Genomic DNA, 24,357 nt, shown 5'->3' on the forward strand with positions numbered 1-24,357 from the left:
TTATAGATTTATGATAATCAGAAGAGTCGAAATATCAAAATTAGTTGGAATGCGGTATGATGTTTCATTTTACCAAGAGCGTTTTGACTATTCTTCCCAAATATATCCTACATATGAATTAGGAGACATTTTATACATAAACCCATCAGTAACTTTTTCGGAACTGAGGGATAATGATGTAATCTCATATGTTCCGATGGAAGCCATTGATGAAAAGTATGGAATAATCTCTTTGGCTAAAAATATTACAGTCGCCAATACAAAAGGTTATACAAAATTTAAGGAAGGTGATTTGTTGTGGGCAAAAATAACGCCTTGCATGCAGAATGGGAAGTCTGCTATTGCTCAAAATCTACTTAAAGGAGTTGGTTGTGGCTCTACTGAGTTTTTTGTATTAAGACCAAAGAGTAGTAATGTATTAATTAAATACATACATTTTATTCTGCGAGATTATAGAGTTCTAAAGTCCGCTCAGAATTCTTTTGGAGGATCGGCTGGGCAGCAGAGGGTTTCTTCCTCATACTTGAAAACAATTAGAATACCTCTTCCTCCAATTGAAATTCAACAAAAATTAGTTGATATCTATACTGCTGCCCAAAATGCAAAATTACAAAAGGATAAAGAGGCAAAAGAATTATTAGAAAGCATTGATAATATTGTAACTCAACATTTAGGAATAAAACTACCCGAAAGAAGTGATTTCTCGGAAACAAAATATTTTACCCCTATATCAAAATTGATAGGTCAAAGATATGATCCATATTTTCATAACCCATATTTTGAGAGAGCATATGCAGAATTAACCCAATCAAAATATCCATTAAAGAAACTTGGTGATATCTCGATCTTGATCACAAGTGGTATCACTCCTAAAGCAGGAGGTGATGCATATACTGATTCACAAAATGGAATAGCATTTATTAGAAGCGGCGATATTGATATTAATGGGAATATCAATTTCGAAGAGTTGCTCTATATTAAACCAGAGGTTCATAATAAGCAAATGAAATCCTCTAAAGTTTATGACAATGACATTATGATTGCCATTGTTGGAGCTACGATTGGTCAAGTAGGTATCTATCACTCCGAAAAAGAAGCAAATATAAATCAAGCAATTGCTTTAGTGCGCCTAAAAGATGGTTATAATCCCGAATATGTAAAGGAATTGATTAAATCATCAATTGGACAATTGAATTTAGATAGACTCAAACGACCCGTTGCTCGAGCAAATATTAATTTGGAAGAAATTGCATCGATATCGATTCCTATTCCCGAAAGGGTAGAGACACAAGCTGCTATTGCCAATGAAATTCAAAATATACGAATTAAAGCCGAGGCTATTGAGAACGAAGGTTTTTCAATCTTAGAGAATGCCCAAAAAACAATAGAAAAAATGATTTTAGGATAATATGGACGATCTTGCTATAATTGGTGTAACGGCGGCTGTTGGATTGGGTAGTTCTTTAATAACTCTGATTATCACTAAGATAATAGACATCAGCCAAGAAAAAAAGAAATTTAAGAGAGAACTATTCAAGTTGATTTTTGAGCGCAAGACCAGTGTAGTAGAGAATGCCATGAGCTGGTATCAAGAAGCTCTAGACAATTACAGGATGCTACAAATGAGTTGTACAGCCTTTCAAGAAGGTCGTGAGGACTATGCTATGGCCAGATTGTATATTGCATGTCAACATTCCGATAAGTTGTTCAAAGAAGCTCCATCTCGGCTAAACCCGATTTATTTATATTATGATTTTTCAAAGGTTGAACAAAAGTATAAATCTTCTGAGTCGATAGACGAGATAAATGACCGTATAAATAAAATAGCTATTCTCATAATCAAAATACAATCAGCAGAGTCTGATAGAGAAAACACTGGAGATTCGAAACAGAAGTTAAAAAAGCTTTTATTATCACTTGCAGACAGTTTCAACAGTCAAATAAATGTTATCTTGGAAATTCAAGCCATTTTACGGAATGGCTATAAAATAAGTTTGTAGTATGGCAAAATTAGAAGGAATCATATATAAGACATTCGATCACTATGTCGTATTAAGGGGGTTTGCAGCTATAAAAGATTTAGCCCAAATATCTCACAGACCTGAATCCTACCAGAGAAACGCAGACAAGGAACACAAAAAAAGCATCATTCAGTTCTTGGCATCTGGTGAGTATAAATATTTTCCAGAGATAACATTAGCTTGTCGTGTTGAAAATTATACTGAATTCGCTAAAAATATTGGCATAGACAACGCCGTAGATCGGGATGATGCCCAATTTGTTCCCGGATTGAAAGTTTTAAGCGAACGGCTCCCGTATGATGGATATAGGGCTCGTCATGCTAATTTGACAAAAAATACGAATGCTGATCTTGTCAGAGTTGACGGGAACCATCGACTTGAGATATTTGATGAAAATAATGAAGATCTTTGGAAAGAAACAAAAGCGGATAAAGAAGAGCTTAAAAAATTGATAGTTCCTTTTACTGTTATATTCTCGGAAAAAGAATTTGGAGATAAGTTTGAAGCAGGTATATTTCACAATATCAACTTCAAGCAACTCCCATTACGACAAGAAGCAAGTCTGAGAATTATTCATGGTATTAACGCTTTCGATAATAAAGAATCATTAGGAAGTGAATATCCTTTAGCCTTAGGCCTAATAGAGGTTGTTAAGACAGGACAGTTTAATTCCATTCCATGGTTATCTGTTGTAGATGACATCTCAAAATCCTATTATAGGACAACGTGTTTATTTATTGCCAGATTACTTCTCTTCCAAAAGGAAATTCTTTATCCACAAAGGAAAGAATGCGTATGTGAATTAAAGCAAACAAGAGAGGAGCTTTTAAAGAGCGAAAATGAGATAAATATCATAGAGAAGGATGTAGATGCAAAATGGGATGAAATTCGAAACTTCGAATTAAATCAAGGGGATTTTGAAAAGATGTCATCATACAAAAAACTAAAAATAGAAATAAACCAGCTTCAGGAGGAATTAAAAATTAAGCAAAATGATAAAAGAGATTTGGAGTATAGATTAGCTCATTTAGAATATAAAGCGACTAATCTTCGACGTTATCGAAGAAGGTGTGAGAATACATCTGTAATATCAGAAGCTCTTACGTCTTTAATAGGAGTGTATAGATCCTTTGATCAAAAAAAATTGGGGAATATTGCATTTTTATGTGCTCTTGTGTATTATGCGATTTTAGATAAGATGCAAATGCAATCATTTATTGATTGGGCAGAACGCAATGGCATAAATAAAATTACCGAGCCTGATGATTTGTCAAAAGATTCAGCGGTTAATCTCATTAATATGTTTGAACAAATATATCAAGCAAAGAAAAATGAGATATTTATATCTATGCAGTTTGGCGATTCTCAAAGCGAATTAATATATGAAAAAATAACACGGGCTATAGAGAAATTTAATGAAAAACATAAAAGTATTCATTTAAATGCAACGCCAATTCGCATTGATAGGACAGTTGAGTCAAGTACTTTCTCAATACAAGACAAAATATTGGAGGCTATCAAGTCTTGTAGCTTGATTATTGCCGATTTAAGTAGCTCAAATATAAATGTGTATCATGAAATTGGTTATGCAATGGGCGTTGCAGAATCCCATAACATGATACCTAATATGATATTATTGTACAAAGAAGACACTGATCACAATAAGGAGAAGAAAGATGTTGATAAATTTGTAGGGTTCAATTTGAGAAATCTATCTCAGTTAAGGTTTAAGGACTACAAACAACTTGTGGATGGCTTAGTTGACCGATTAGAAAAACATTATGGAGTATAATTATTGGGAGAAATAGTAATCACATATCTTATAGATAGCAATCTAAAAGGAACCTAATATGGTAGTGTAAACTAAACTGTGTCAAGTAAAGGAAAAAGAAAATATTAACTTTACATGCACACTTTAGTTTACAGTCTCACGTCATATTCAATTCATCAGCACAAGACTTGACAGATTTTGTGATTCTGCATAGAATATTCTTTTCAAAATATACGGAAACGATACTATGTTCAGTCGCTCATATGTCTATCTAATTACTGTATATTTGTCATATTTAAATTTCTGGATTAGTCTGTATGTATTTACGAATCCATGAAGATGTTACAACATATAAGATACCCCATGTATCTACTAATGGATGAAGGTACATGGGGCATCTGTATTATCCTAATATATAATCGAGAATTGCTCTTAATGTACTACTCCATAAAATAATACAGGATAGTACACTCTCTATTCTTCGAGTTCTTCTTCAGAACTTGCTCTAAATTCAAAAGCCAATTCTGAATACGGAATATTGCACTCAGAGAACATGCCATGGATAACCCAAATCTTTGAAGATGTGCTGTTATCGGTCCAAACATATAAGCCGTCCGAAAACTCCATCCGTCCTGATTCCGGTGTATTTGAGAAACCATTTTTTTCATTAGCACATAGCCATTCCAAGGTAGATCTTTTCTCTAACAATACATGACCGCACAACTGTATAAGCATTTCTTTCCAAGTGGCTACATTGTATTTTACACCTCGATAAATATATGCCTGCAATTTTTTACCAGTAAATTCAAAATCTTCATCATCTAAGGATGCAGACTCGGCTTCTATATGAACAGGGACAAAAGATGTTGTCGGCATCGGCCATAATTGCATAAATACGTTTAGCAATTCTGATTGACGTTGTTTCATCTCATCTTCAGTCCATTTTGTGCAAGATTTAACAAAGTTGTTCAAACGGAAAGCACTATCATTGAACCCCTTCTCCATATCTCTTTTTTCTGCAAACGTCAAATTGCTATACTGCGAATTATAACCTGTCAACGTCAAATTGGCCATAGTATGCAGATACTGTTGGTGGATACGCTCCCAATCCTGTCCCAATGCCTGTTTCCATTTTTCAGACAAAGTTTGAGGCATTATATGCTCAATCGTAATCTCTTTCTCGGACAGCGATTTGACAACGTCGTGTCTTTCCTTACTATCCCTATTTTCCAAACGCTCTAGAATAAACATTCGGGCATTGACTGGCATTTTATATACTTGACGCGTACAAAAATCTTCTTTGACTTCATCGTCGGTTGGAAATACCGAAGACCGGCCCTTCTTCAATAGTTGATACGTTAAGACTTCAATATATGAAGGTTTTACTCCTTCTTGTGCTTTTGTAATAATATTTAATGCTTCTTTATGCAATGTGGAGAATACCTTGTTTAAGGCATTTGATGGTAGATTACATATTATTCTTCTTGCCCAATAAGACTCTATTATATCAAGTACCTTAAGTTGTTCATCAATCCCCATTCCCGAAGAGTTGGCATAATCAAAGAATGCCATATAAAACGGATATGCCACGGTTGAGTCCAACGTACGGACCTGATTTATTTTTTGATTTATTTTATCATTATCAAAATCAGCCCTATCTATTTTTCTGTATATTTGGGCGTAATGATACATATCAGATAACAATGTTGTTCTGTCACATCGTAGAGATTCAGCATACTCCTTGAATATAAAGTAGATTTTGTCGATTTTACCGATTTTGCCTTGCTTCATTGTAAGATAATCCCTGACAAAAGATGATGGATCATACTTTGTAGCCTCTTCAATCGGATTCCAGTATGCTGTATATAATGATTCCTGTTCTGCTGGAGACAATGACATCAATAAATAATTGCGAATCTTATCAGCCTCACTAAGATCTAGACCTGTAGAATTGAGGCTTTCAAATATCAACTGTGGATCATCATCTTCGTCTAGACGAATATTTATGACTTCAAGTTTTTTTATTGCATCAAAAAGCACGTCCACAGTCAAGCCACAACCGACAACATTATTATAAAGGCATTTATAATTTCGCGTTACATTTGAATCAATAATGTAGTTGTCTACTGGCTTATACAATAACGCATCAAATGCCTGCATATCTTTCTTTATGGGCTTTAATTTTACCTTACGCTCGTCTTCCTGATATTCATCAACCAGATAGCGTTTGAATATCTTCTCAACGAGTTTTGGGTCTTCAACAGAAATTTTATTCTCCTTACTTGCATTGACCATGGCGATTAAGAGTAGGGAAACCGTTGTAATACGCTGTTGTCCATCTATTATATATCGATCTTCAGTACCACTCTGGATACTAGAAACAATACTCCCAAAGAAATGGCTTTTTCTGTCGCTGTTATGAAGTTTAATTAAATCATGGAAAAGCTGTTCACAATTTTCTTCTTTCCAATCATAATTACGCTGGTAAAGCGGAATAATGAATCTTTTATCAGATCCATCAAAAAATTTTATTAATGGTTGGGCATCTCCTTTCATATATTTTCATTTAGTAAATTACAAAGATAAACGCAATCAAACATATGGAATAAAAATGAATTAGAAAATAGATTATGATTTCTTCTAATATTTCTTAAGTGAGATGTTAGACACCAGTACTTACTTCAAATACTCTCGAATCGCTTGAATAAATTCATCTCCATATTGTTCATATTTACGGTCTCCAAGTCCTTTAATTGCGACAAATTCTTCACGTGACACTGGCATATCTGTAGCCAATCGAACCAAAACATCATTTTGCAGAACACGAAATGCCGGTAATTCATTCTTTCGTGCTATCTCTAGCCTCAATTTTCGAAGTTTTGCAAGGAGAACCATATCGGTCAGAACTTTTCCCTCGTAATCAACAAACACACGGAAACCATCTTTTTCGATAGTCTGAACAGCGTTGCCTACAGTATAAATCAGTGACTTCCTGTGTTCAGTGTCAGAGGTTAATGTCTGTTTTATAGGAATCATCTCAGGAACAACTTCTTTTTGAGGAGCAGATGCCTGTTGATCCATAAAACTGGGACGAACTGACGAGTGGTCAAGCTGTCCAAAATCGTTATTTCTCCATGCAAAATAGTGAGTCTGATTTAACAGCCTTCCACATCCCGATTTATCCTGTTTGTAATTGGTACATCCCAAAATATACCCAGAGCGTCCTTGCTTAACAATTAAATATCCATCTTTGCACCAATCACATTTCTGAATAGAGAGCTCACCTCCTCGTTTATCGTTGGTCATAAAACCGCAGATCTCTTGATCATTCGTACAAATCCACAATTTAAGGCCATAGTTTTTATTCCAGCGAAATTGCATTGGATAGCCACAAATAGGACAACGGTCACGAACAGTAGATGACAATGTAAAATCTGTTTTCAGTTCACCCTTCAAGGTAACATTCGGATAATTTTGGGGCTCACTCAATAGTTCTTTAATGAAATCTGATGGACGTTTTTCGGGAGTAACGATGAAAACACGATTTTTTGTTCTGGTTAGAGCTACATAGAAGAGACGTCGTTCTTCGGCATAGTTGTAGGAAACATCATTCGAAACCACTAAGTTCAACACTGGATCATCATCCACCTTCGACGGGAACCCATAGGTTTCATCCTTTGCATTGATGATAATCACGTTGTCGGCGCTTAATCCTTTTGAGCTGTGAGCAGTCAGAAATTGAAGTTTTACTTTCGATCCGTATTTCGAAGAATAGACCTTTCCGCTTTTTTCGTCGAAATTAAAATCCTTTGAATAACACATATTACGGGCATCAAATCCATATCGCCCAATTAATAGGATCGATGCTACATTGGATTTCCCTTCCGCTGCATTGAACTCCAAAACTTCTTCAATTGCCCGGTTAATAGCAACTCCGAGATTATAATATTTACCTCCTTTCTGTTTCTCCTCTTTTTTCTCTGTCGTCTCAGAATAGGTATGAATGATTACCGGATTAGTTATCCGTTTTGGAGAAATCAATTCCTTACGAATCTGTGCTGCATTCTTTTGAATAAATGTCCCAGCAATATTGATAATCTCTTGCGCATTGCGATAGGTACGGGTTATTTTCAACTCCTGACCATATCCTACTTCTTCACAGAAACGGGTAAAAAGCGGAAGTATCGAACCACTAAAAGCATAAATGGATTGCCAGTCATCACCGACTGCCATGATTTTGGCATTGCACAACTGAGAAAGTTCCCTCACCAGATTATAACGTTGTCGAGAAATATCTTGATATTCATCAACAATGATGTATTGATAATCGAGATGTTCTTTGTCGATTCGCTTTTTGCGGATTAACTCAGCCGATTCATTAATCATATCCTGAAAGTCAATACTATGTTCCTCTTGTAGTCGTTTTTGATATTCATAATAACAGACCTTACAGACATCTAAGAACAATTTTGTCCGTACGTTTTTGCTTGCAACCTTAAAATCGTCGAACTTTTCAGCTGAATATCCTTGTGTTTTGAAATTATTGATAAAGGTACAAATCAGCAGTGTCAACCGTGTAATATATTTGTTCTCTTCTGAATCTACTAACTTTTTGTAGACCTCTTCAGTGGGGCGTTTATTTAATTTATACCCTCTCCGCAGCAATTCTTTCTCCAGATGATCTAGATAATCCAGACCGTCATTATGTCGCGAATAAGTGCAGATCAGGTCTGTATGATGCATTTCGTGCAAACGTTTCTTGTCCTGAATCCGAGTGATGTAACGATCAAGTTCCTCCTTTGTATATCGGCTACTTTGTCCATCCTCAGTGATGCCAAAATGCTCTATATAGGTTGTTTTATCCTGTTGTATGATTTTGAAGTCGGGAGTATAGGGTTTGTTGGCATCTAAAATTGGGTATTGATAGATTGGTTCGTATTCGTACTCAATTTGATGCATATACAAATAATTAGCAATCCGCACTTCTTCTATAGACCGTACAAATTCAGTGTTGAGTGTCTGGGCTTTTTGCGTCTTTCGATCGACAATCTGCTTGACATATTCATGAAGATTGCTCTTTAAAGTTGACAAATCTGCTTTAGCTATAAACTGAAAATATTCATTGACTTTATCTCCTTCATAAGGAGCCGTAAAATAGGATCCAAAAAAGAGAATTAGTTTATCAACCATTACGGGATCTTGAAGTACGACTGATTTGAGATAAGTATTGATGACTGTATACAAAAATCCGCCATCCACAATTTTCTTTCGATTTTCTTCTCCTTGTCTCAAAATAGCATATCCGATAGAGTGAAATGTAGTAATTGGACAAGCTATGCGCAAATTATGATTGATTCGTTCGCGTAATTCTTCGACAGCTTTGTTGGTAAATGAGATGACCAGAATTTTGCTGGGATCAAGACCTCGTTTCTCTACTAGATAACGAACCTTAGCAGCCACGGTTGTGGTTTTGCCGGCTCCAGCTCCCGCAATAACCAATGTGTTGTCTTCTTCCGATAATACAACCTCGCGTTGTTCCCGATCAAGTAATATGGCCTGATCACATGCCTTTAGGATATTATCAAGATATGCTTTCTCTTCTTCCATATGTCGATCGACATAAATATCATTATGTTTCTTAATAGTTGGAGATGTAGTCGCAAGGTCTTTGATTTCAGCATATGCCTTGCAGAATGCATTTATTTGTGTACTATCAAGCCCATGCTTTACTGCATATTCATCCAACACTGCTGATTGTGCTAAAGTCTCGAAGAATTGCTCAACTTTATCATAGGTTTCGATGAGCGCTTTATAATCACTACGAGCAATAAATTTATCCTGGGCTAGAAGGTTTGCAAAGGCATTATTGAATGCCAGAGCTTTCATATATTCTGACGTTGTTCGAACCTTCTCGGTGGTATTACCCTCCGAAGAATGTTGAATCTTTGAGCGCCCCAGACGTTTCAGAAAGTTAATAAATCCCATAATAGTCTAATCTTTTTATAACAAAAAAGTGGAGATTAATTAAAACGGCTGTTGCCGCAACCATTCACCCATAAAACGGTCGTAAATGATATACCCGCAAGATGTCTGATAGACCAATTCTTTATCAATCAACTTTTTCAATGAAGCACTTACGCTACTTGCTGCACGAAGTCGATGCCTACTGATAAAATCTCCGGCAAGTACTTCTTTGACGCAACCTTCTTGAGCAATGGCCTTTAACAAGCGCACATGACCAGCTGAATAGGCCTTCAACAGATCTGCATACGAAAAACTTTGTTCTGAAATAATCTGCTTCATCGCATATGCCACCAACTCCATATCTACATCCAGATTATAACCATACAGGCGATTGAGGACACACTGGATATACCATGTGTGTCCGTCAAATTTATCGTAAATTGCATTGAAGACTTCTCGGGGAAGCTGCACGCCATGCTTAGCAAAGAGCTTGACAGCAAAACAAGCATACGCCTCACGGTCAATTGGACCTATAGTTAGCAATTGAGTGCTCTGATAAAACGGCCTTTTCGACGATGTGAAAATCTCCTGCATCAAATGTTGCTTACTGCCAGCAAAGATGAAGTTCACATTTGGCAGGAACTGGATATATGAGCGCAACAGAGCTTCAATTCCTTTCTCGGGGTATTCTGCTATCTGCTGGAACTCGTCAATGGCAATATAACACCGTTTTTCTGAAGAAGCCAGATAATCAAATATCTCTTTCAATGTGCTCTCCTCCTCCTGAGGTGCCACATCAATAGTCACTTTTGGAACTCCTGTCAGTTCGTCAATGGTAAATACACGACGGCAACTGCGGATAAACTGTCCGATTTGGCTTAGTGTTTTCTGAGGTACAGTATCCAACCGCCCCAATACAGTATTGGCAAACAACCGCACAAAATCACCCATTGATTGCGTGGAATAGATATCCATATAGAGAGTGACAATATCGGACTCCTGCTCTTTCAGGCGATAAAAGGCATTGCGGATCAGACCTGTTTTGCCTATGCGGCGGGGAGCAATCAGCGTCACATTACGCCCATTGTGAAGTGCGTCGAGAATAGTTGCTGTTTCCGTCTCACGGTCGCAAAAGAATTCGGGGCCGTGATAACCTGCTATGAGGAAAGGATTGTTCGGCTTCATATTATGCTATCCAATCATTACACAATTATCGTAACGCGAATATCGCAATTAACTGCAAAACAGCCAAATAATTTACTAAAGAATTTATAGCCATATAAAAGACAACTTTACTTTATCTCCTTATTCATACCTATATTTAATAAAAACAGTTAAATAATGAGGAAAAGTAATGGTAACTAAAAACTTTTTATATAACTCATAGACTTTCTTTTGCATAAGCTTTATCATTACATTTATGATCATTGTTCAAAATCATTGTCTCATTTATGTTTCATTACCTTCAGGAAACCCTTCATCATGACTTCTTGGAGAACGAGAAGAACAGCTACTTATTATATACTATTACAGCAGAACGGCAAAAGAAAATTTGAAATGAATACCGATATGGGTGTTCCAGCTAAATGTCCCTTACTTGCCGAAAAAGAAACTCCTATTTTATTACTTTGCGACATCTACCGAACAGCAGATTATTGACAATGTCTAACAAAAGCAGCAGCTAACATTTTGTTTAAAATGATATCTGCAGGAAAGATGAATAATTTTATATGAATGAAAATATTAAGAAAAACGCGCATTCTTTTGTTGGGCATTCTTTTATAATTACCTTTGTGAAAAGGTAAAGTATCAGATAGAATGAATCCTCTACCAAGAATTAATAGTAACTGTAATTTATGAAAAATACTAAACCAATATCTCTAAAACAGCTTTTAACAGGCTCCTCTGTCGATTTTTTAAGGCAAGAAGAGATGCAGTGTTTAGCAACTCAAGATGGACTTCCTGAGTTGATAAGCCAATTACTTTATTATAAAGAAGAGGGTAAGGCATTATACCCGGAAATATATATATTTGATGATTTAGAACTGATAAAGAAAATATTGAATAACCCTCAGATTTGTCATATTGGCAAAGGGCAGAAAACCAAAGATACAATGCTTAAAGCATTGAAAAAGTGTGCCCCATTAACGGAAGGAGGATGGGTCATCTATATTTTAAGGCGCGAAGACGAATTTGAATATGGCGTTTTAAAGGCTGGTGAATCAATAGTTTCAACATCTGTATCTGAAGCGTTAATTGAAAGCGGCAGTACAGATGTTAAAGCTATACTAGTACATCAAATAGCTGAAAAATTAATTGAAGTAAAGGGAATTAAAGCAGATACACTATTAGTAAGTTATGGTAGCAACGATGCTGTATCTGATTCTCCACTCAAAAATCAAATAGACTTTATTAAAACGATAGTCAAGAATGTCAAAGACGAGCTAAGAGATCCCGTAACAAATTTTTTAAAAAAAGTTTTTCTTGAAGTGCTTCAAAAAGGGCATGGGACTTTAGCCTGTGTTATTGACTCAAAAAAAAAGACTCTCCCAATCAAACTCCAAGATGGGATTGAATTGCGAGAACGTATCAATATCACAGAAGCAATAGCGGATCTATTAGATAAGAAAGATTTACAAGCTAATTCAGTTCTTGAAGGGTATTTTTCGCTCATAACAGGTATGATGGAAAGTGATGGAATAACAGTATTTACAAATAACGGAGAAATCGCGGCATACAACGTTTTTGTAAAACACCCTCCTAAATTAACTTCCACAACAGGAGGAGCAAGAAGTCGAACTTTTTTGACATTATGTGAAATGATAAAGAAAGGTATTGAATCAGCTTACATACAATCACAAGACGGTAAAATTGAATTTAAAGATGGAAAATAATACTATAATACTTTGGCAAAATAATGAGAATATTGCTTTGCCAACCAAAATATCAACACCGGAATTAGTTCATTGTGGTGTGCAATTATCAGCAAAAGATCAAAGGCAAATAATAACGGCATTTGAAAATGGGTCATATGAAATGGTATCTACTTTCATTTGGACTAAAACGATAAATTCATTAAAGAATCAACTCAGTAAAATGGGCTTATCTTTTATCGCAGAAATGTTGGATAGGCCTGATATTAATGAACATACAGACTTACAACAAGCTATTTCTGATTTTGAAGCTATAAGATTAGCTGAAGAATTAGGGGTTATTAATGGTACTAGTGCTTTTAGATTAAGACAAGCGATGGAAACCGTTATTCATTTTAATAAACCAGATTTAGATAGTAATGATGCTGATAATGACCTATCGGAAGAAGAAACAAAAACTATAATTCGATCATGTATTCAAGGAGTTTTAAAGTATAGCAAAATTGAAGCTCCGATTGATTTTAAAAATTTCCGAAGAGATTTGGAAGAAACTACTCTTACTGAGGATAATTTATATGTTCACAAGTTAATGAGTAGTCCATATTTCTTTCATAGAACAACTATTCGCATTTTATTATCATTAATAAAAACTTCTTCTGGTGCCCAATTGGAAAACTCATTAGCAAATTCTAATTTAATTATTCCAAAAATTTGGACAGGATTACAACACCCTGAAAAATATCAGATAGGAAGATGTTATTCTGAGTTATTCGCTGATGGTCAAACTAAGGCCGCAAGCGGATTAAAGCAAGTTTTATTAAAAGTTAGAGGATTTGATTTTGTTCCTGAAGATTTACGTTCAACTTCATTTGTTAAAGTTGCAAATGAAATACTTAAGGCTCATGATGGTATGAATAATTTTTACAATGAGCCTATTCATATGAATACTCTATCCAAGATGGGTAGTGTTATTCCTATTCCAGCTTTTTCAATCTGTATGACAGCTATTCTTTCTGTAAAACTAGGAAATGCCTATGGGGTATCAAACGCAGCTCAAGATGGAGCAAATTCCTTATTAAAAGGAATTACACATGATCGTTGGGTTTATTTCTTTAAAGAATGTTTATTATCCAATGACCGAGTGCTATTTAAATTAATGCAATATGCTCCTTCTCGCCGATGGATTCAATATTTTTCTTCTATTGATATAATAGATAGTATATTGCCTGAAATAGCAAACCGAAAAATAGTGTCATTACTAAAGGCTACACAAGAAAGGAATCAAGAAAAAGTTAATAAAATAGCCAGTGATATATACTCATCTATTGGGTATTCAAAATAAAAGAAATAAACATGAAAAGACATAAATAGACTAAATTATAAATTTCTGTTTATTGTTGCTTAGGATAAAGAATAAGATGGCATATGAAGATGACAGAGCAAAATCACTTCTTATGCCATCGTTATTCTGTACTTTTTCACACAGTAAACCTTCCGTAAAGTATGTATTTGGAAAATTTAGCTGTTATTTTTCCATATCACCAAAACTGCACCTCTTTCTGGCTTCCAATATAATGTCTATTTGCTTTGCCCAATCCTCCATTGTCATAGTAATATGGCCTTTAGCCATTCTTTCTGGCATATTCAAGACTACATTGCCAAAACGCTCCATACCTTCCAGTTTCTGCTACTTTCAAATAGTTTTTAGCAACGCCCACTTCAGTTTTCAAAATTTTACCATATGAAATATTTCCCAAGATTATAGAACATTGTTTGACAATTTTCCCATCAGCGCAATTACCGAGTTTTTCTCGGTAATTGAATCTTTGCTTAGTGTTCCGAATTCAATTTTGCAATAACATGGCAAAGCTATCTGAATATGATTTGCTCTTTTTATGCAGCTTCTTTCCAGATAAACAGTCCCTAATCTATTCATATTTGAGGAAGTTGTATTATATTTGCAGTGCAGTCCCGGTCGTTCCTCTCCCAGCTTTCAGTTACTGGTGATGAATCCGGGTTTTATTTTTTGCATACAAGGCACCTTTATTTGTTGCTCAAGTATCTGTTTTGTGGTCATTAGTATATCTTGAAGCCTAATTCATAGTTAAGCCCTGAATATAATTTATTTATCGCAGATGTTAGACCTTGTCGCATAGTTAAATATCCGGTCAAAATATGCAATATCGTTTATCGTGTTTTAAATGCCATCAACAGATTTTGTATAACCGGATATACTCTTGGCTCCAGTCTCTGTCTTGAAGTTTTCTAACTCTTTTTCACTTCCCAGCAATGTGCGGCAACTGATGAATGTGCAATTTCATTTTAATTATAGGGAAAGGACGTCCTTGCTCATCATACTCGGTCCGTTCATATTCTTGGAAGCCCAAATGCCGGTAAAAGTTTCTGGCCTTCGGATTCTGTTCGTTTACATCGACATAGATGCAGCCGTAATCCCTGATTGCTATATCCATAAGTCTTTTCCCTAGACCACAACCGAAATAATCCGGCAAGACGAAAAGCATCTCTACCTTTTTGTCTTCAATACCGATGAACCCTGAAGGCGCATTTTTATAATGCAGGACAACAAGGTCTTCCACTGATTTGAGTGCAAGACATACATCCGGAATCAAATCATGGATATCAGATTCCGTCAGGAAGTGATGGCTTGCCTTTACTGATTCTTTCCAAAGGTTGAGTAAGGACAAAATCAGCTCTTCCGTACGGGCATTCTTGCATATCGCTTGTGGCAGAGTCAGATATTTGCGAAAATAGAGCATATCCTTCAGTATTTTTCCGTCCTCTTCTATAGGATGATCATAGTTGAAGGTAAAGAAATCCGACACAGTATGGGAATAATGAAATCCGCATTTCCGATAAAATGATATTGTACGCATACTGTCTCCGGTTCCTACAGTCATAAGGTTGAACTTGTCCGCATAATGTCGGCTCAGAAAATCAGTCATTTCTTTGCCATAGCCTTTTCGCTGATACTCCGGAGCTACAGCCAGACTTTTTATCTCGCATATACCGTTCCCCTCATCCGTAACTATTGCAGAACATATCGCGACGCCATCTTGGTTGTACATAACAAACATATCTCCTCTCCCGATATATTTGTCAATCATACTTTCCTGTTCGTCTGCCAATAAAAGAAGCGACAAAAAACGTTTCCTTTCCGATAGTATTTTCTTTATGACTGTCTGCATTTTGAGTGATAATTTTTACAAAGGTAATATTAATTCATCTGGTCAGTCGGATAGTTTTATAGGAAAATCCGCTCTATATCCTGCCATTCTGCATTAGAGACAAGCGCCTGATATTGCTCCTTGGTCAGCACCGAATTAGTATCGTCCGAGCACTCGTATTTCCACGGCAGTTCGTAGACGAGAACAAATTAATCACATAATTAGCCAAATCTCATGAAATTCTGGAGATTTGGCTGATTATAGTTGATTTTTGAAGCAAAAGCAACGCTTTCTTTCAATAGTATCAAGGTTGTATCGGATATAATTTACGTGTTGTTTTTTCTGTCATACTCTTTTTAATGTAGGCTTATCCTTTCTTCTTGCTGCCATTCTGCAATAGAGACAATCGCCTGATATTGCTCCTTGGTCAGAACCGAATCAGTATCATCCGAACATTCATATTCCCACGGCAGTTCGTAGACGGAGCCTTCTTCCTGATAGCCCATATAGTTATGATAGGAATTGGGAACCAGTCGTACATAATCCTCTTCCCTCAGAATCCTTAGGAGCTTCTCTGCATCATATATCAGCAGCGGTGCCCCGGCCTTATATAAGGCTGTCGCTACTTCAATGGCCAATCCGGCATTGGCAGAATAACTGTTGGAAACAACAATTTTCCACCCCTGTTGCCGGTCGTGTGAGGCAAAGATATTTAGACGTGAAAGGCCCAGTTCACCATAGTGGTCAGTTGCGAATCGCATGAAATCCTCCGGACTGTCAATGTCATACATTTCCATTACATCCACAAACTTCTTCCGCTTGTAATAGACCACATCACGCAGTTCTTCTGGAACATCCTGCTGGTCTGTATGGATGCGCCCTCTGAATCCCAACTTCCGGTGATAAGCCTCATACACCTCGTTGGCAATGCGGTAATATGTGCAATACTTTCGTATGGTCATGGTTTCAAAAAGAGGGGCAGAATGCCCGTACACCGAGTCCTCCAATGCCTTGATGGCCGTTTCCCGATCTTCCACCTCAATTTTGAAATTCGGCACTATGCGATTAAAATCCTTCTGTGCAATCCGTCCTGTACGCTGTTGGTACGGAAGGTTATGCGCCACGTAATCGTTGAACCTGTCGGGATTTGCGACAATGACATCAATTATCCGTTCCAGATAGTCAAAGAGGCGGATCAGGTTCTCCCTGCACCACGTATCATCTGGTTCTGCATCCGTACACTTGGGACAATTCGTAATGATAAAACGGGTATGCTTCCGGTCCGTAACACGGATTGACCGGGAATCCCCGTATCGACTTGAAGCGACATGAAACCATCTAGTCTCCACCGGGTTGAATGCAAGCCAATCCGCAAGGAAGGCTTCCCGACTGTCATATTCCCCTGAAGCAATCAAATTCTCGGCATTCCCCCACTCTTCCGGTGCAGGCCGTGGCACTTCTATATAGAATCCCCGGTACTCATCGTCACCCATTACGGCCAGCCGCTCGAACCGATGCTGTATCTCAACCAGCCGTCCAAGCATATCGCCACCAACGACAATTTCCCATTGACGGCTTTCACCCAATGCTTCCAAATGCGAGGCATTCAAGCCGACATCCTTTGCCAAGTCGGTAAGGAGCGTTCTATCTATAATCTTTCTTTCGTTCATTTCTATATGTCCATTAAATAGCAATAAACCTGTATTGTATCTTCATCTTACTGTTCTCCTTTCTTTGATTGCTCAATTTGTTTCCCTATGATTGCCTTCACCTGCGCAAATGAAACCGGAGTGAAATCGTTGTTGTCCACTCCGACATCATATTGTGTCGGAAGAAGCATACTCAGCCGATAAGCATCCTTTCCGGTATTGTTCCTTCGGGTATGCACGTGTCCGAAAAGCTGCCAGGTGTCATCGTATGAGCCGCCATAGCAAAGGAATGGACAGTGATTCAGATAAATCTTCTGTTTATCCACCTCGATATACATCTGCATTGTTATCTGCTCGAAGTATTTCGTGTAATTCTGCCTCAGGTTCTTGATGTCGTGGTTGCCGGAAATAAGGTATATTTTCCCGTTCAGCCTGTTCAGTACGTTTACCCATTCGCCAGAACCGCCCAGACAGAAATCACCCAGGTGGAACACGATATCCTCCGGACTGACTACTCGATTCCAGTTGGAAATAATCGTTTCATTCATGTGCGATACATCCTTGAATGGCCTGTTGCAGAACCTGATGATATTGGTGTGGTTGAAGTGGGTGTCGGATGTAAAGAACACCCTGCTTCCGTCAAATTTATAATTCATAATCTTTCCATTCATGCGCATCACTGCGCGGTTAATAATACGTTACAATTCAGCCCGTGGACGGAATTGACGGAGAAGAGCACATCGTGCGAACGTCACCAACAGGCATCAAATAAACTGCAAGCCGAATGCAGATCCAGTCATTGACCGGAATATGCTGAGGCGCAGCGTTTATTGTAGATCAAAGATCTAAAACAAAAACCGTCGAAAAGTTTGGTAAGAACTCTCCGACGGTTTTCATTTATCGTTTCAGCGGGATACCAGCATCATCATATCCCCGATGGTTTATCAGACGTTTGTCGGAAAATGTTTCCAAAAGTATAGAATGCTCCAATGCGCAAAGTATGGACACACGACAATCTCTCAAGGCATTTTATGCCTCGAGCCGATACAGTGTTCCAATTGTTCATTCTTCTTTGCAGCATTGTAAACCCTATGTTTTTATTCAATTGAAGGCGCAAAATTACGGATTTTCTTGAGGACCAGCAAATTTCTTTAGAGAAAAGCCGATATGAAGCAAACTGCTGACCCAAAAATGCAAAAGTGCAAGTGCAAACGAATATTCAGTTTGTACTTTGGCCCTTTACAGAGAAAGTTCAAAGTATCGGCCTTGAGTACTAACTTCGGTGATGGTTTAGAGTTTTACATTTTTTCAGGCGAATAATACCTGTTATCTCACACTTTTTCCAACGAATCAAACTCCCTTTATACACTTTTCCATCAAAATGAAGCTTAAACCCAACACTTTTCCATGAAATCAGCAACTGTTATAAGGAGATTTTTGAAATGATATGAAATCGCAAATAAAAGCGGCCAGAGTATATTTCCCTGGCCAATTCTTAAGTATTATTGGTTCTGACTATGCTTCTGTAGTTACAGATACCTGTTGCTCAACCCTTACAGGCGAGTAAACAAATCCATTGAGATCAAGCTGCTTAGTAACCTCATCGTATACCTCGTGCTGGCGCTTATTATCGCGGATTGTAATAATCAGGCAGAACTCCTGGCTAATAGCCTCGTCATTGGAGCCTTTCAAATCCTCGATGAACTGACGGTACAAGCCTTCAATTTTTAGATACCATGATTTAGGAGTCTTGAGAAAATCGTCTTTCTTACCTTGTGTCAGCTCACTAAGGTCAACATTCCATTTCTTGATTGGCTGGAACTTGTCGCCGTAGTCTACCAGCATTCGTTCGGATGCATATGGCGTGTCGGTATCTCTATGTGCTTTTGTTCCATATAGAGATGATCCGAGCAGATTTTTGCGTCCTTCAGCACCGATTGGATTCTTGATATTCCTCTTGGATGTGTCACGCAGTGTCTTGCTGTCGTATGTTCCGAACATAACCTTGATATTTGATTGGCAGTATTCAGCGCCTTGGCTTGCATTAAGCATGGGCTTGCTAACAAGAGTTACTTGGATATTGCCGTATAAATATCCGTTTTCGTCAACCATAGATTGAGGATAAGGAAAATCGAGGATTTCAATGAAATGTCCTTTCTCAAGCGTATCCTGGAGTATTAGTGTGGTCTCGTACTTGTCATTATACAGAATCTTATTGCTTGAAGCTGGAAGGCCAAACCCTGCGTATTTTAGCTTGTCGCCAATCTCCATTTTCATTTCTGCCGGATAGTGAGCTGAATGAATAATCAGGGCTTTCGCCAGAAGAGGACTGAACGCCTCTCCTATCTTCATCTGCAAACCAGCTACTATAGCGGTAACACGCGGCGTTGAAAAACTTGTTCCAGCCTTGCCGGTAATACTACCGTCAGGAGTGAAAGATAGCACTGGAGTCTCTGTTATTTCACCATCATCTGTGACCCCAGCGTTGCCGCCATAACTTACGACTTCCGGCTTGATGATGTGGGCTGGGCCACGGCCTTTCCTGGAGAAAGGAGACGGACAATTTTCGTCTGCCCGATCAAATTCTCTCTTCTTATGTGCTATTGAGCCAACCACAAGACTTCTAACTGAATCTGCTGGTATAGCAATACGTGATACGGGTACTGGTAAGTTTTCGCAGTTTCCGGCAGACTTTACAATCAGAACATCGAATTCATCCTGTATGCTGTCTAGTTCCTTCGCATAATCCGAGAATTCCTGCTCATCAGCTGTTAAGTTAGTGCCAATAGACATATTCCAAATTTTGATGTCAGGTTTATGGCTTATGGCTTCACGAATATTCGAAATGACCTCATCTTCATACATGGTCTTGTAATACTTGCTGATAACTGTGGCATCATACAATTTGCATCCCTGCCCACCAGCACACTCTTTGTCAATAAGTTCATCACCATATTCAACTATTCCTGATACGAACGTTCCGTGCTTCTGATCTGTGTCTTCATCTGTAAAAGAAGTAGCTTTATCTTCACATAACCACGGAGCAAGATGTGGTATTCGTGCGATGCCTGAATCAAGTATTCCGACTACAGGGTAATTAATGCCATCTTGCGGCTTCTTTATAGCAACATCTTCTGCGTATTGGATAGAGTCTTCATCAAACTCGAGTACAGGCATATCAGAAATGGATTGCACACCTTCAAAGTTTCTCAAGAAAGTCAGTTGATCTGTGGTAATTCCCTGGCCTCTGTATGCTATTAACTCGCTGGAATATTTGCATCTGGTACAATTGATGCCATTGTCATCGCAACTTTTCTCAAAAGATTTGATAAGTAATCCGTTGAGTTCTCTATCGAAATAATTAATCAGCTTGATCTTTATCACGCCGTCAAGATTCAGGTCTTCTTCTACAATCGGTGTGAATTCGTCAATTTCATCAATAGCAGCAACACCAAGATAGGTTTTGTCACCAGTCCGCAGCGAAGAAATCCTTTTTGCAATGCGATTTGCCTCAATAGGAGTGTTTATTTTAACCATTACTTTGTCTTTGCCAGTAACACCGATAAGGTTGATAGCACCTTTATCGTTAAAGATATGAGCAATATTCTCTCTATGTCCTTTTGCCAATGCATTTCCATTCAAATGTAGAGTTAGCACAGAAGGGAGAAAATTACTTTGTTTGTTTTTTTCGGAAAGCTTTGCCGCCATTCCATTCATAGCTGAGATAAATAATGTCTGCTTTTGAGGAATAGCATCCCTATCTACCCAATTGGGTATATCAGAATCTCCGGCACCTTCAGTCTTTCTTTCGTCGTTATCTCTCATAGAGAAAAAACGAATAGGCAAATTCTTTTCATCCATATTTAGTCCTCCTTATTTAGAATGTTCTTAATCTGTCTTATGGATATTCCCAATTTTTCAGAAATTGATGATTGGGATATTCCTTTTTCGTTCAGGTATTTAACAAGGCTTTCGACTCTGCTGTTGTCGTGATTCTTAAAGTCAAACAGTTGTATGAGTAATTCTTCTTGGGAGAGAGTTGAACCGGCCTTTATTACAGCTTGAACCTTCGCATTGTTTACTATGGTCTGAATATCTGACGGAGACAAGTTGCCATATTCAGCAAATGCAAGTATAAGTTTGGACATTTTCCTGTCATCTTCAATTGGTAAGGTTGTCTTGAAATCACCAATGAAAAAATTGAGCATTTCTTGAATCTCTTTTTCCCCTGGGAGACCAATTTCGAGAATAGTGTGGAAACGTCTCCAAATAGCTTTGTCGAGCAAATCCGCATGGTTTGTGGCAGCGATAAGTATGCTGCTGCTTGAAAGGGAGTCAATGTTTTGAAGTAAACTGTTAATTACCCTCTTCAATTCTCCTAGTTCGTGCTGATCATCTCTTGCTTTTGCAATTGCATCAAATTCATCAAGAAATAAAATGCACGGGCGAGAATCTGCAAAATCAAATACTTTACGAATATTCTTTGAAGTACTACCGAGCAATGATGACACAAGCGCATCTAATCTTGCGATAACTAATGGTAACCCTATCTGCTGAGCAATATACTTCGCAACAGTACTCTTACCGCAACCAGGCACACCATACAACATAAGAGTGTTGCTGAACTCAACACCATTTTTATAAAGGTCTCCCTGGTGTTTAATCATATTGATGAAGTCATCGACTTTATGGGCTGTCAATTCGGGCAAAATCGGTTTGATTTCATTTTCGGTCGGACAATATACATCCACAATGCTCATGCGACTTTCTGCATCAACGGGAGTAGATGACAACTCGTCAAGAGAAAGCATCGATGTGTAGCGTCTTTCCAAAGAATCAAGAATCATTTTTGACATCTTGGTTTCTCCGTCGCGTGACATTTTATCTGCCAGTATCTTTGCGTAATTATATACTTTTTGAGAGTCTTTCGACAGACCTCCTTCGATAATTCGTAGTATCTCTGTGTACATGATGTTTAGTTTGATTTTTTTGCAAATATACAATAAGTGTGCTAATTGACAAATATTTCGTGCTATTATTTCAATATTTCGTGCTATAATTATTATAAAGCGTGCTATTTTCTTAATACTATAATAGGATATAATCTATATGAGTGGGAAATACTAATTCTCCGTTCCGCTAACACTTCACTTCTCAACACAGACTTCCTTTCAATATTTCAAACACCTCTATCGTGTGCAAAGTGGAATATATATGTAATATTCCTCTCTTTTTTCAGTAAGTTAATTCCTTTGCATGTCGGTCTTGCTGGAATACAGAAAAAATAGCGCATTGTACCATTCAGACAGAACATGGCCGTATAATTTATGTATCAATCCAAATGCCAGTTTAGTATTTCCATGACCATCAAGGTGGATTCTGATTCTAGAAAGAGGTTCTATTGTTACATCGCATTTAGTATTTGATGGAAGATTAAGTATGTAATAAGTAAAAATTACAAGATTAGAAGTTCTGGGGATTTTTCCTAAATTTAGTTATGGTTTAGGATTGAACATTTTTTAAACAGTAAATCCCTAATCTCACACTTTTCCCAACGAATCAGACCCCATTTACACACTTTTCTATCAAAATTGAGGCTTGAAATCTACACTTTTCCATGATATCAGCAACTTTACTTTATCCCCGTATTCATATATACGTTCATTAAAGCAAAGTCAAAATAAGGGAAGAAAAGAGATGGCTGAAGCCATTTTTCTCTTTTGGCTGCAAAATTTATTTGTGCTCCTGGTGTTATTAAGGCCGAGCAAAATGACACTCTGACCAAAGACAAGATTCCACGATTGGAGCCCGAAAATATCCATGAATCCATACTCAATTTTACAGCCCATTTTGGCGAAATAAACCCCGACATGCCCTATCTTTGCAGACGGGGTCTGTCGGGGTCCAAAAAGGCTGTTTTTGCCTCTTTCCCCTCTGTTCGGAGAGAGTCGATGAAAAAAAACGTTAAATCTTCGATTTTTCGCAAAAAAAACAAGTAAATTTTTGAGTAGTCTACCTTTTAAGATGTAAACCATTGATAATCAATGAGAATATGATGATGCATCGGTAAGTGATGGCTTATGACACGTACAATACATTGATTGTTAATATGCTCGTATGGAGAATTTCCCTTTGGAATTGTTCGATGCAGAAAGTCGGAATACTCTCTTGGAGCTGTTGTAGGAAATTGTGGTAAGTTGTTGGATTATGTATCGTGGGGAGTGTGAAAGATTTGATGATATAACCAGAAGTAGGAACTTAGGTCGGGAGGCAGGACGAAAGTAAACTATAAAGGCTTTAATTAAGATATTCTTTATGTTGTAATGGTCGATTGGATGGAACAAAGTCTATGCGTGTGTATGGATGAAGAGCTTGTCAATTCGGGCTGGAATGAACAGGGGATAGGGCTAGGATAAAAAATAACCTGAAAGTTGTTGCTTTCAGGTTATCAATTATTTTATCGTTGAGGGTGTCCGCCACCTTGACGACCTCTTTGTTGCCACTCTTTCATGCGTTTTTCTTCGTTGGCCTTGTAGGTTTTATATTGCTCTTCGGTCAATACTTTTTTTAGTTCGGCGTCTGCAGCTTCACGGTCTTTTTTCATTTGATCACGCATGGCTTCACGGTTATCCCGGTTTTGCTGCATGGCTTCTTCACGCTTTTTGAACGATTCGGTATACCATTTTTTCAGGTCTGCCTGTTGTTTGTCTGTCAACTTTAATTCGGTGGTCAGGCGTTCGACCGTCCGGGTCGCTTGCTGTTCCGGAGTCATTCGTTCACGCGGGCCCCTTTGTTGGGCATTTACTGTTATGGCCAGGAACATCAATAATGTGGTGGCTAAGAATACTAACTTTTTCATAATCGCTTTTTTAGTTCAATAAATGTTTTCTATAA

At 37.6% G+C, this 24,357-nt stretch carries 14 protein-coding genes; 5 read left to right on the forward strand and 9 right to left on the reverse strand.

Annotated features, from left to right (window positions below):
* The first annotated feature begins 10 nt into the window (after window positions 1-10).
* From AC5RDS_RS15470 to AC5RDS_RS15480, 3 genes are read left to right on the forward strand one after another with little or no spacing between them, the layout of a single operon-like run.
* Window positions 11-1,408: a restriction endonuclease subunit S gene (locus AC5RDS_RS15470; RefSeq protein WP_195360121.1), complete on the forward strand. Its 1,398-nt coding sequence runs from the start codon at window positions 11-13 to the stop codon at window positions 1,406-1,408.
* 1 nt (window position 1,409) lies between these two features.
* Window positions 1,410-2,000: a hypothetical protein gene (locus AC5RDS_RS15475; protein ID WP_195360120.1), complete on the forward strand. Its 591-nt coding sequence runs from the start codon at window positions 1,410-1,412 to the stop codon at window positions 1,998-2,000.
* A 1-nt stretch (window position 2,001) separates the two neighbouring features.
* Window positions 2,002-3,813 (forward strand): hypothetical protein, encoded by a 1,812-nt coding sequence (locus AC5RDS_RS15480; protein ID WP_195360119.1) that lies wholly within the window; start codon window positions 2,002-2,004, stop codon window positions 3,811-3,813.
* 453 nt (window positions 3,814-4,266) lie between these two features.
* On the opposite strand, the gene AC5RDS_RS15485 is transcribed toward AC5RDS_RS15480, so the two are convergent.
* The 3 genes from AC5RDS_RS15485 to AC5RDS_RS15495 form a co-directional block, all read right to left on the reverse strand.
* On the reverse strand, window positions 4,267-6,348 hold the full coding sequence (locus AC5RDS_RS15485) for a DUF262 domain-containing protein (protein WP_195360210.1): 2,082 nt from the start codon (window positions 6,346-6,348) through the stop codon (window positions 4,267-4,269).
* Between the two features lie 120 nt (window positions 6,349-6,468).
* Complete coding sequence (locus tag AC5RDS_RS15490; protein ID WP_195360211.1) at window positions 6,469-9,777, reverse strand: UvrD-helicase domain-containing protein; 3,309 nt, start codon at window positions 9,775-9,777, stop codon at window positions 6,469-6,471.
* A gap of 39 nt (window positions 9,778-9,816) precedes the next feature.
* A complete protein-coding gene (locus AC5RDS_RS15495) occupies window positions 9,817-10,941 on the reverse strand; it encodes an AAA family ATPase (RefSeq protein WP_195360212.1) in 1,125 nt (374 codons plus the stop codon).
* Between the two features lie 671 nt (window positions 10,942-11,612).
* Between AC5RDS_RS15495 and AC5RDS_RS15500 the strand changes: the two genes are divergently transcribed.
* A complete protein-coding gene (locus AC5RDS_RS15500) occupies window positions 11,613-12,650 on the forward strand; it encodes a hypothetical protein (protein ID WP_195360213.1) in 1,038 nt (345 codons plus the stop codon).
* Window positions 12,640-13,971, forward strand: coding sequence for a hypothetical protein (locus AC5RDS_RS15505; RefSeq protein ID WP_195360214.1), 1,332 nt, complete (start codon window positions 12,640-12,642; stop codon window positions 13,969-13,971). Before AC5RDS_RS15500 ends, AC5RDS_RS15505 begins: the two co-directional genes overlap by 11 nt.
* A gap of 934 nt (window positions 13,972-14,905) precedes the next feature.
* Here the strand turns inward: AC5RDS_RS15505 and AC5RDS_RS15510 are convergent.
* The 6 genes from AC5RDS_RS15510 to AC5RDS_RS15535 form a co-directional block, all read right to left on the reverse strand.
* Window positions 14,906-15,835, reverse strand: a complete 930-nt coding sequence (locus AC5RDS_RS15510; RefSeq protein ID WP_195360215.1) for a GNAT family N-acetyltransferase — start codon at window positions 15,833-15,835, stop codon at window positions 14,906-14,908.
* Window positions 15,836-16,170: 335 nt separating this feature from the next.
* Window positions 16,171-17,484: a hypothetical protein gene (locus tag AC5RDS_RS15515; RefSeq protein ID WP_195360216.1), complete on the reverse strand. Its 1,314-nt coding sequence runs from the start codon at window positions 17,482-17,484 to the stop codon at window positions 16,171-16,173.
* A gap of 47 nt (window positions 17,485-17,531) precedes the next feature.
* The gene (locus tag AC5RDS_RS15520; RefSeq protein ID WP_195360217.1) at window positions 17,532-18,119 is read right to left on the reverse strand and encodes a metallophosphoesterase; all 588 of its coding nucleotides are present in this window, start codon (window positions 18,117-18,119) and stop codon (window positions 17,532-17,534) included.
* Window positions 18,120-18,978: 859 nt separating this feature from the next.
* Window positions 18,979-21,324, reverse strand: coding sequence for a S8 family peptidase (locus tag AC5RDS_RS15525; RefSeq protein ID WP_195360218.1), 2,346 nt, complete (start codon window positions 21,322-21,324; stop codon window positions 18,979-18,981).
* Between the two features lie 2 nt (window positions 21,325-21,326).
* Window positions 21,327-22,433: an AAA family ATPase gene (locus AC5RDS_RS15530; protein ID WP_195203783.1), complete on the reverse strand. Its 1,107-nt coding sequence runs from the start codon at window positions 22,431-22,433 to the stop codon at window positions 21,327-21,329.
* 1,487 nt (window positions 22,434-23,920) lie between these two features.
* A complete protein-coding gene (locus AC5RDS_RS15535) occupies window positions 23,921-24,322 on the reverse strand; it encodes a DUF4890 domain-containing protein (protein ID WP_118104216.1) in 402 nt (133 codons plus the stop codon).
* Between the last annotated feature and the right edge of the window lie 35 nt (window positions 24,323-24,357).

Source organism: Odoribacter sp., assembly GCF_985060555.1.

Excerpts from the sequence above, each read along its gene's own strand:
- AC5RDS_RS15470 (WP_195360121.1), top strand. The coding sequence starts at position 11 with ATGATAATCAGAAGAGTCGAAATATCAAAATTAGTTGGAATGCGGTAT.
- AC5RDS_RS15475 (WP_195360120.1), top strand. The coding sequence starts at position 1,410 with ATGGACGATCTTGCTATAATTGGTGTAACGGCGGCTGTTGGATTGGGT.
- AC5RDS_RS15480 (WP_195360119.1), top strand. The coding sequence starts at position 2,002 with ATGGCAAAATTAGAAGGAATCATATATAAGACATTCGATCACTATGTC.
- AC5RDS_RS15485 (WP_195360210.1), bottom strand. The coding sequence starts at position 6,348 with ATGAAAGGAGATGCCCAACCATTAATAAAATTTTTTGATGGATCTGAT.
- AC5RDS_RS15490 (WP_195360211.1), bottom strand. The coding sequence starts at position 9,777 with ATGGGATTTATTAACTTTCTGAAACGTCTGGGGCGCTCAAAGATTCAA.
- AC5RDS_RS15495 (WP_195360212.1), bottom strand. The coding sequence starts at position 10,941 with ATGAAGCCGAACAATCCTTTCCTCATAGCAGGTTATCACGGCCCCGAA.
- AC5RDS_RS15500 (WP_195360213.1), top strand. The coding sequence starts at position 11,613 with ATGAAAAATACTAAACCAATATCTCTAAAACAGCTTTTAACAGGCTCC.
- AC5RDS_RS15505 (WP_195360214.1), top strand. The coding sequence starts at position 12,640 with ATGGAAAATAATACTATAATACTTTGGCAAAATAATGAGAATATTGCT.
- AC5RDS_RS15510 (WP_195360215.1), bottom strand. The coding sequence starts at position 15,835 with ATGCAGACAGTCATAAAGAAAATACTATCGGAAAGGAAACGTTTTTTG.
- AC5RDS_RS15515 (WP_195360216.1), bottom strand. The coding sequence starts at position 17,484 with ATGAACGAAAGAAAGATTATAGATAGAACGCTCCTTACCGACTTGGCA.
- AC5RDS_RS15520 (WP_195360217.1), bottom strand. The coding sequence starts at position 18,119 with ATGAATTATAAATTTGACGGAAGCAGGGTGTTCTTTACATCCGACACC.
- AC5RDS_RS15525 (WP_195360218.1), bottom strand. The coding sequence starts at position 21,324 with ATGGATGAAAAGAATTTGCCTATTCGTTTTTTCTCTATGAGAGATAAC.
- AC5RDS_RS15530 (WP_195203783.1), bottom strand. The coding sequence starts at position 22,433 with ATGTACACAGAGATACTACGAATTATCGAAGGAGGTCTGTCGAAAGAC.
- AC5RDS_RS15535 (WP_118104216.1), bottom strand. The coding sequence starts at position 24,322 with ATGAAAAAGTTAGTATTCTTAGCCACCACATTATTGATGTTCCTGGCC.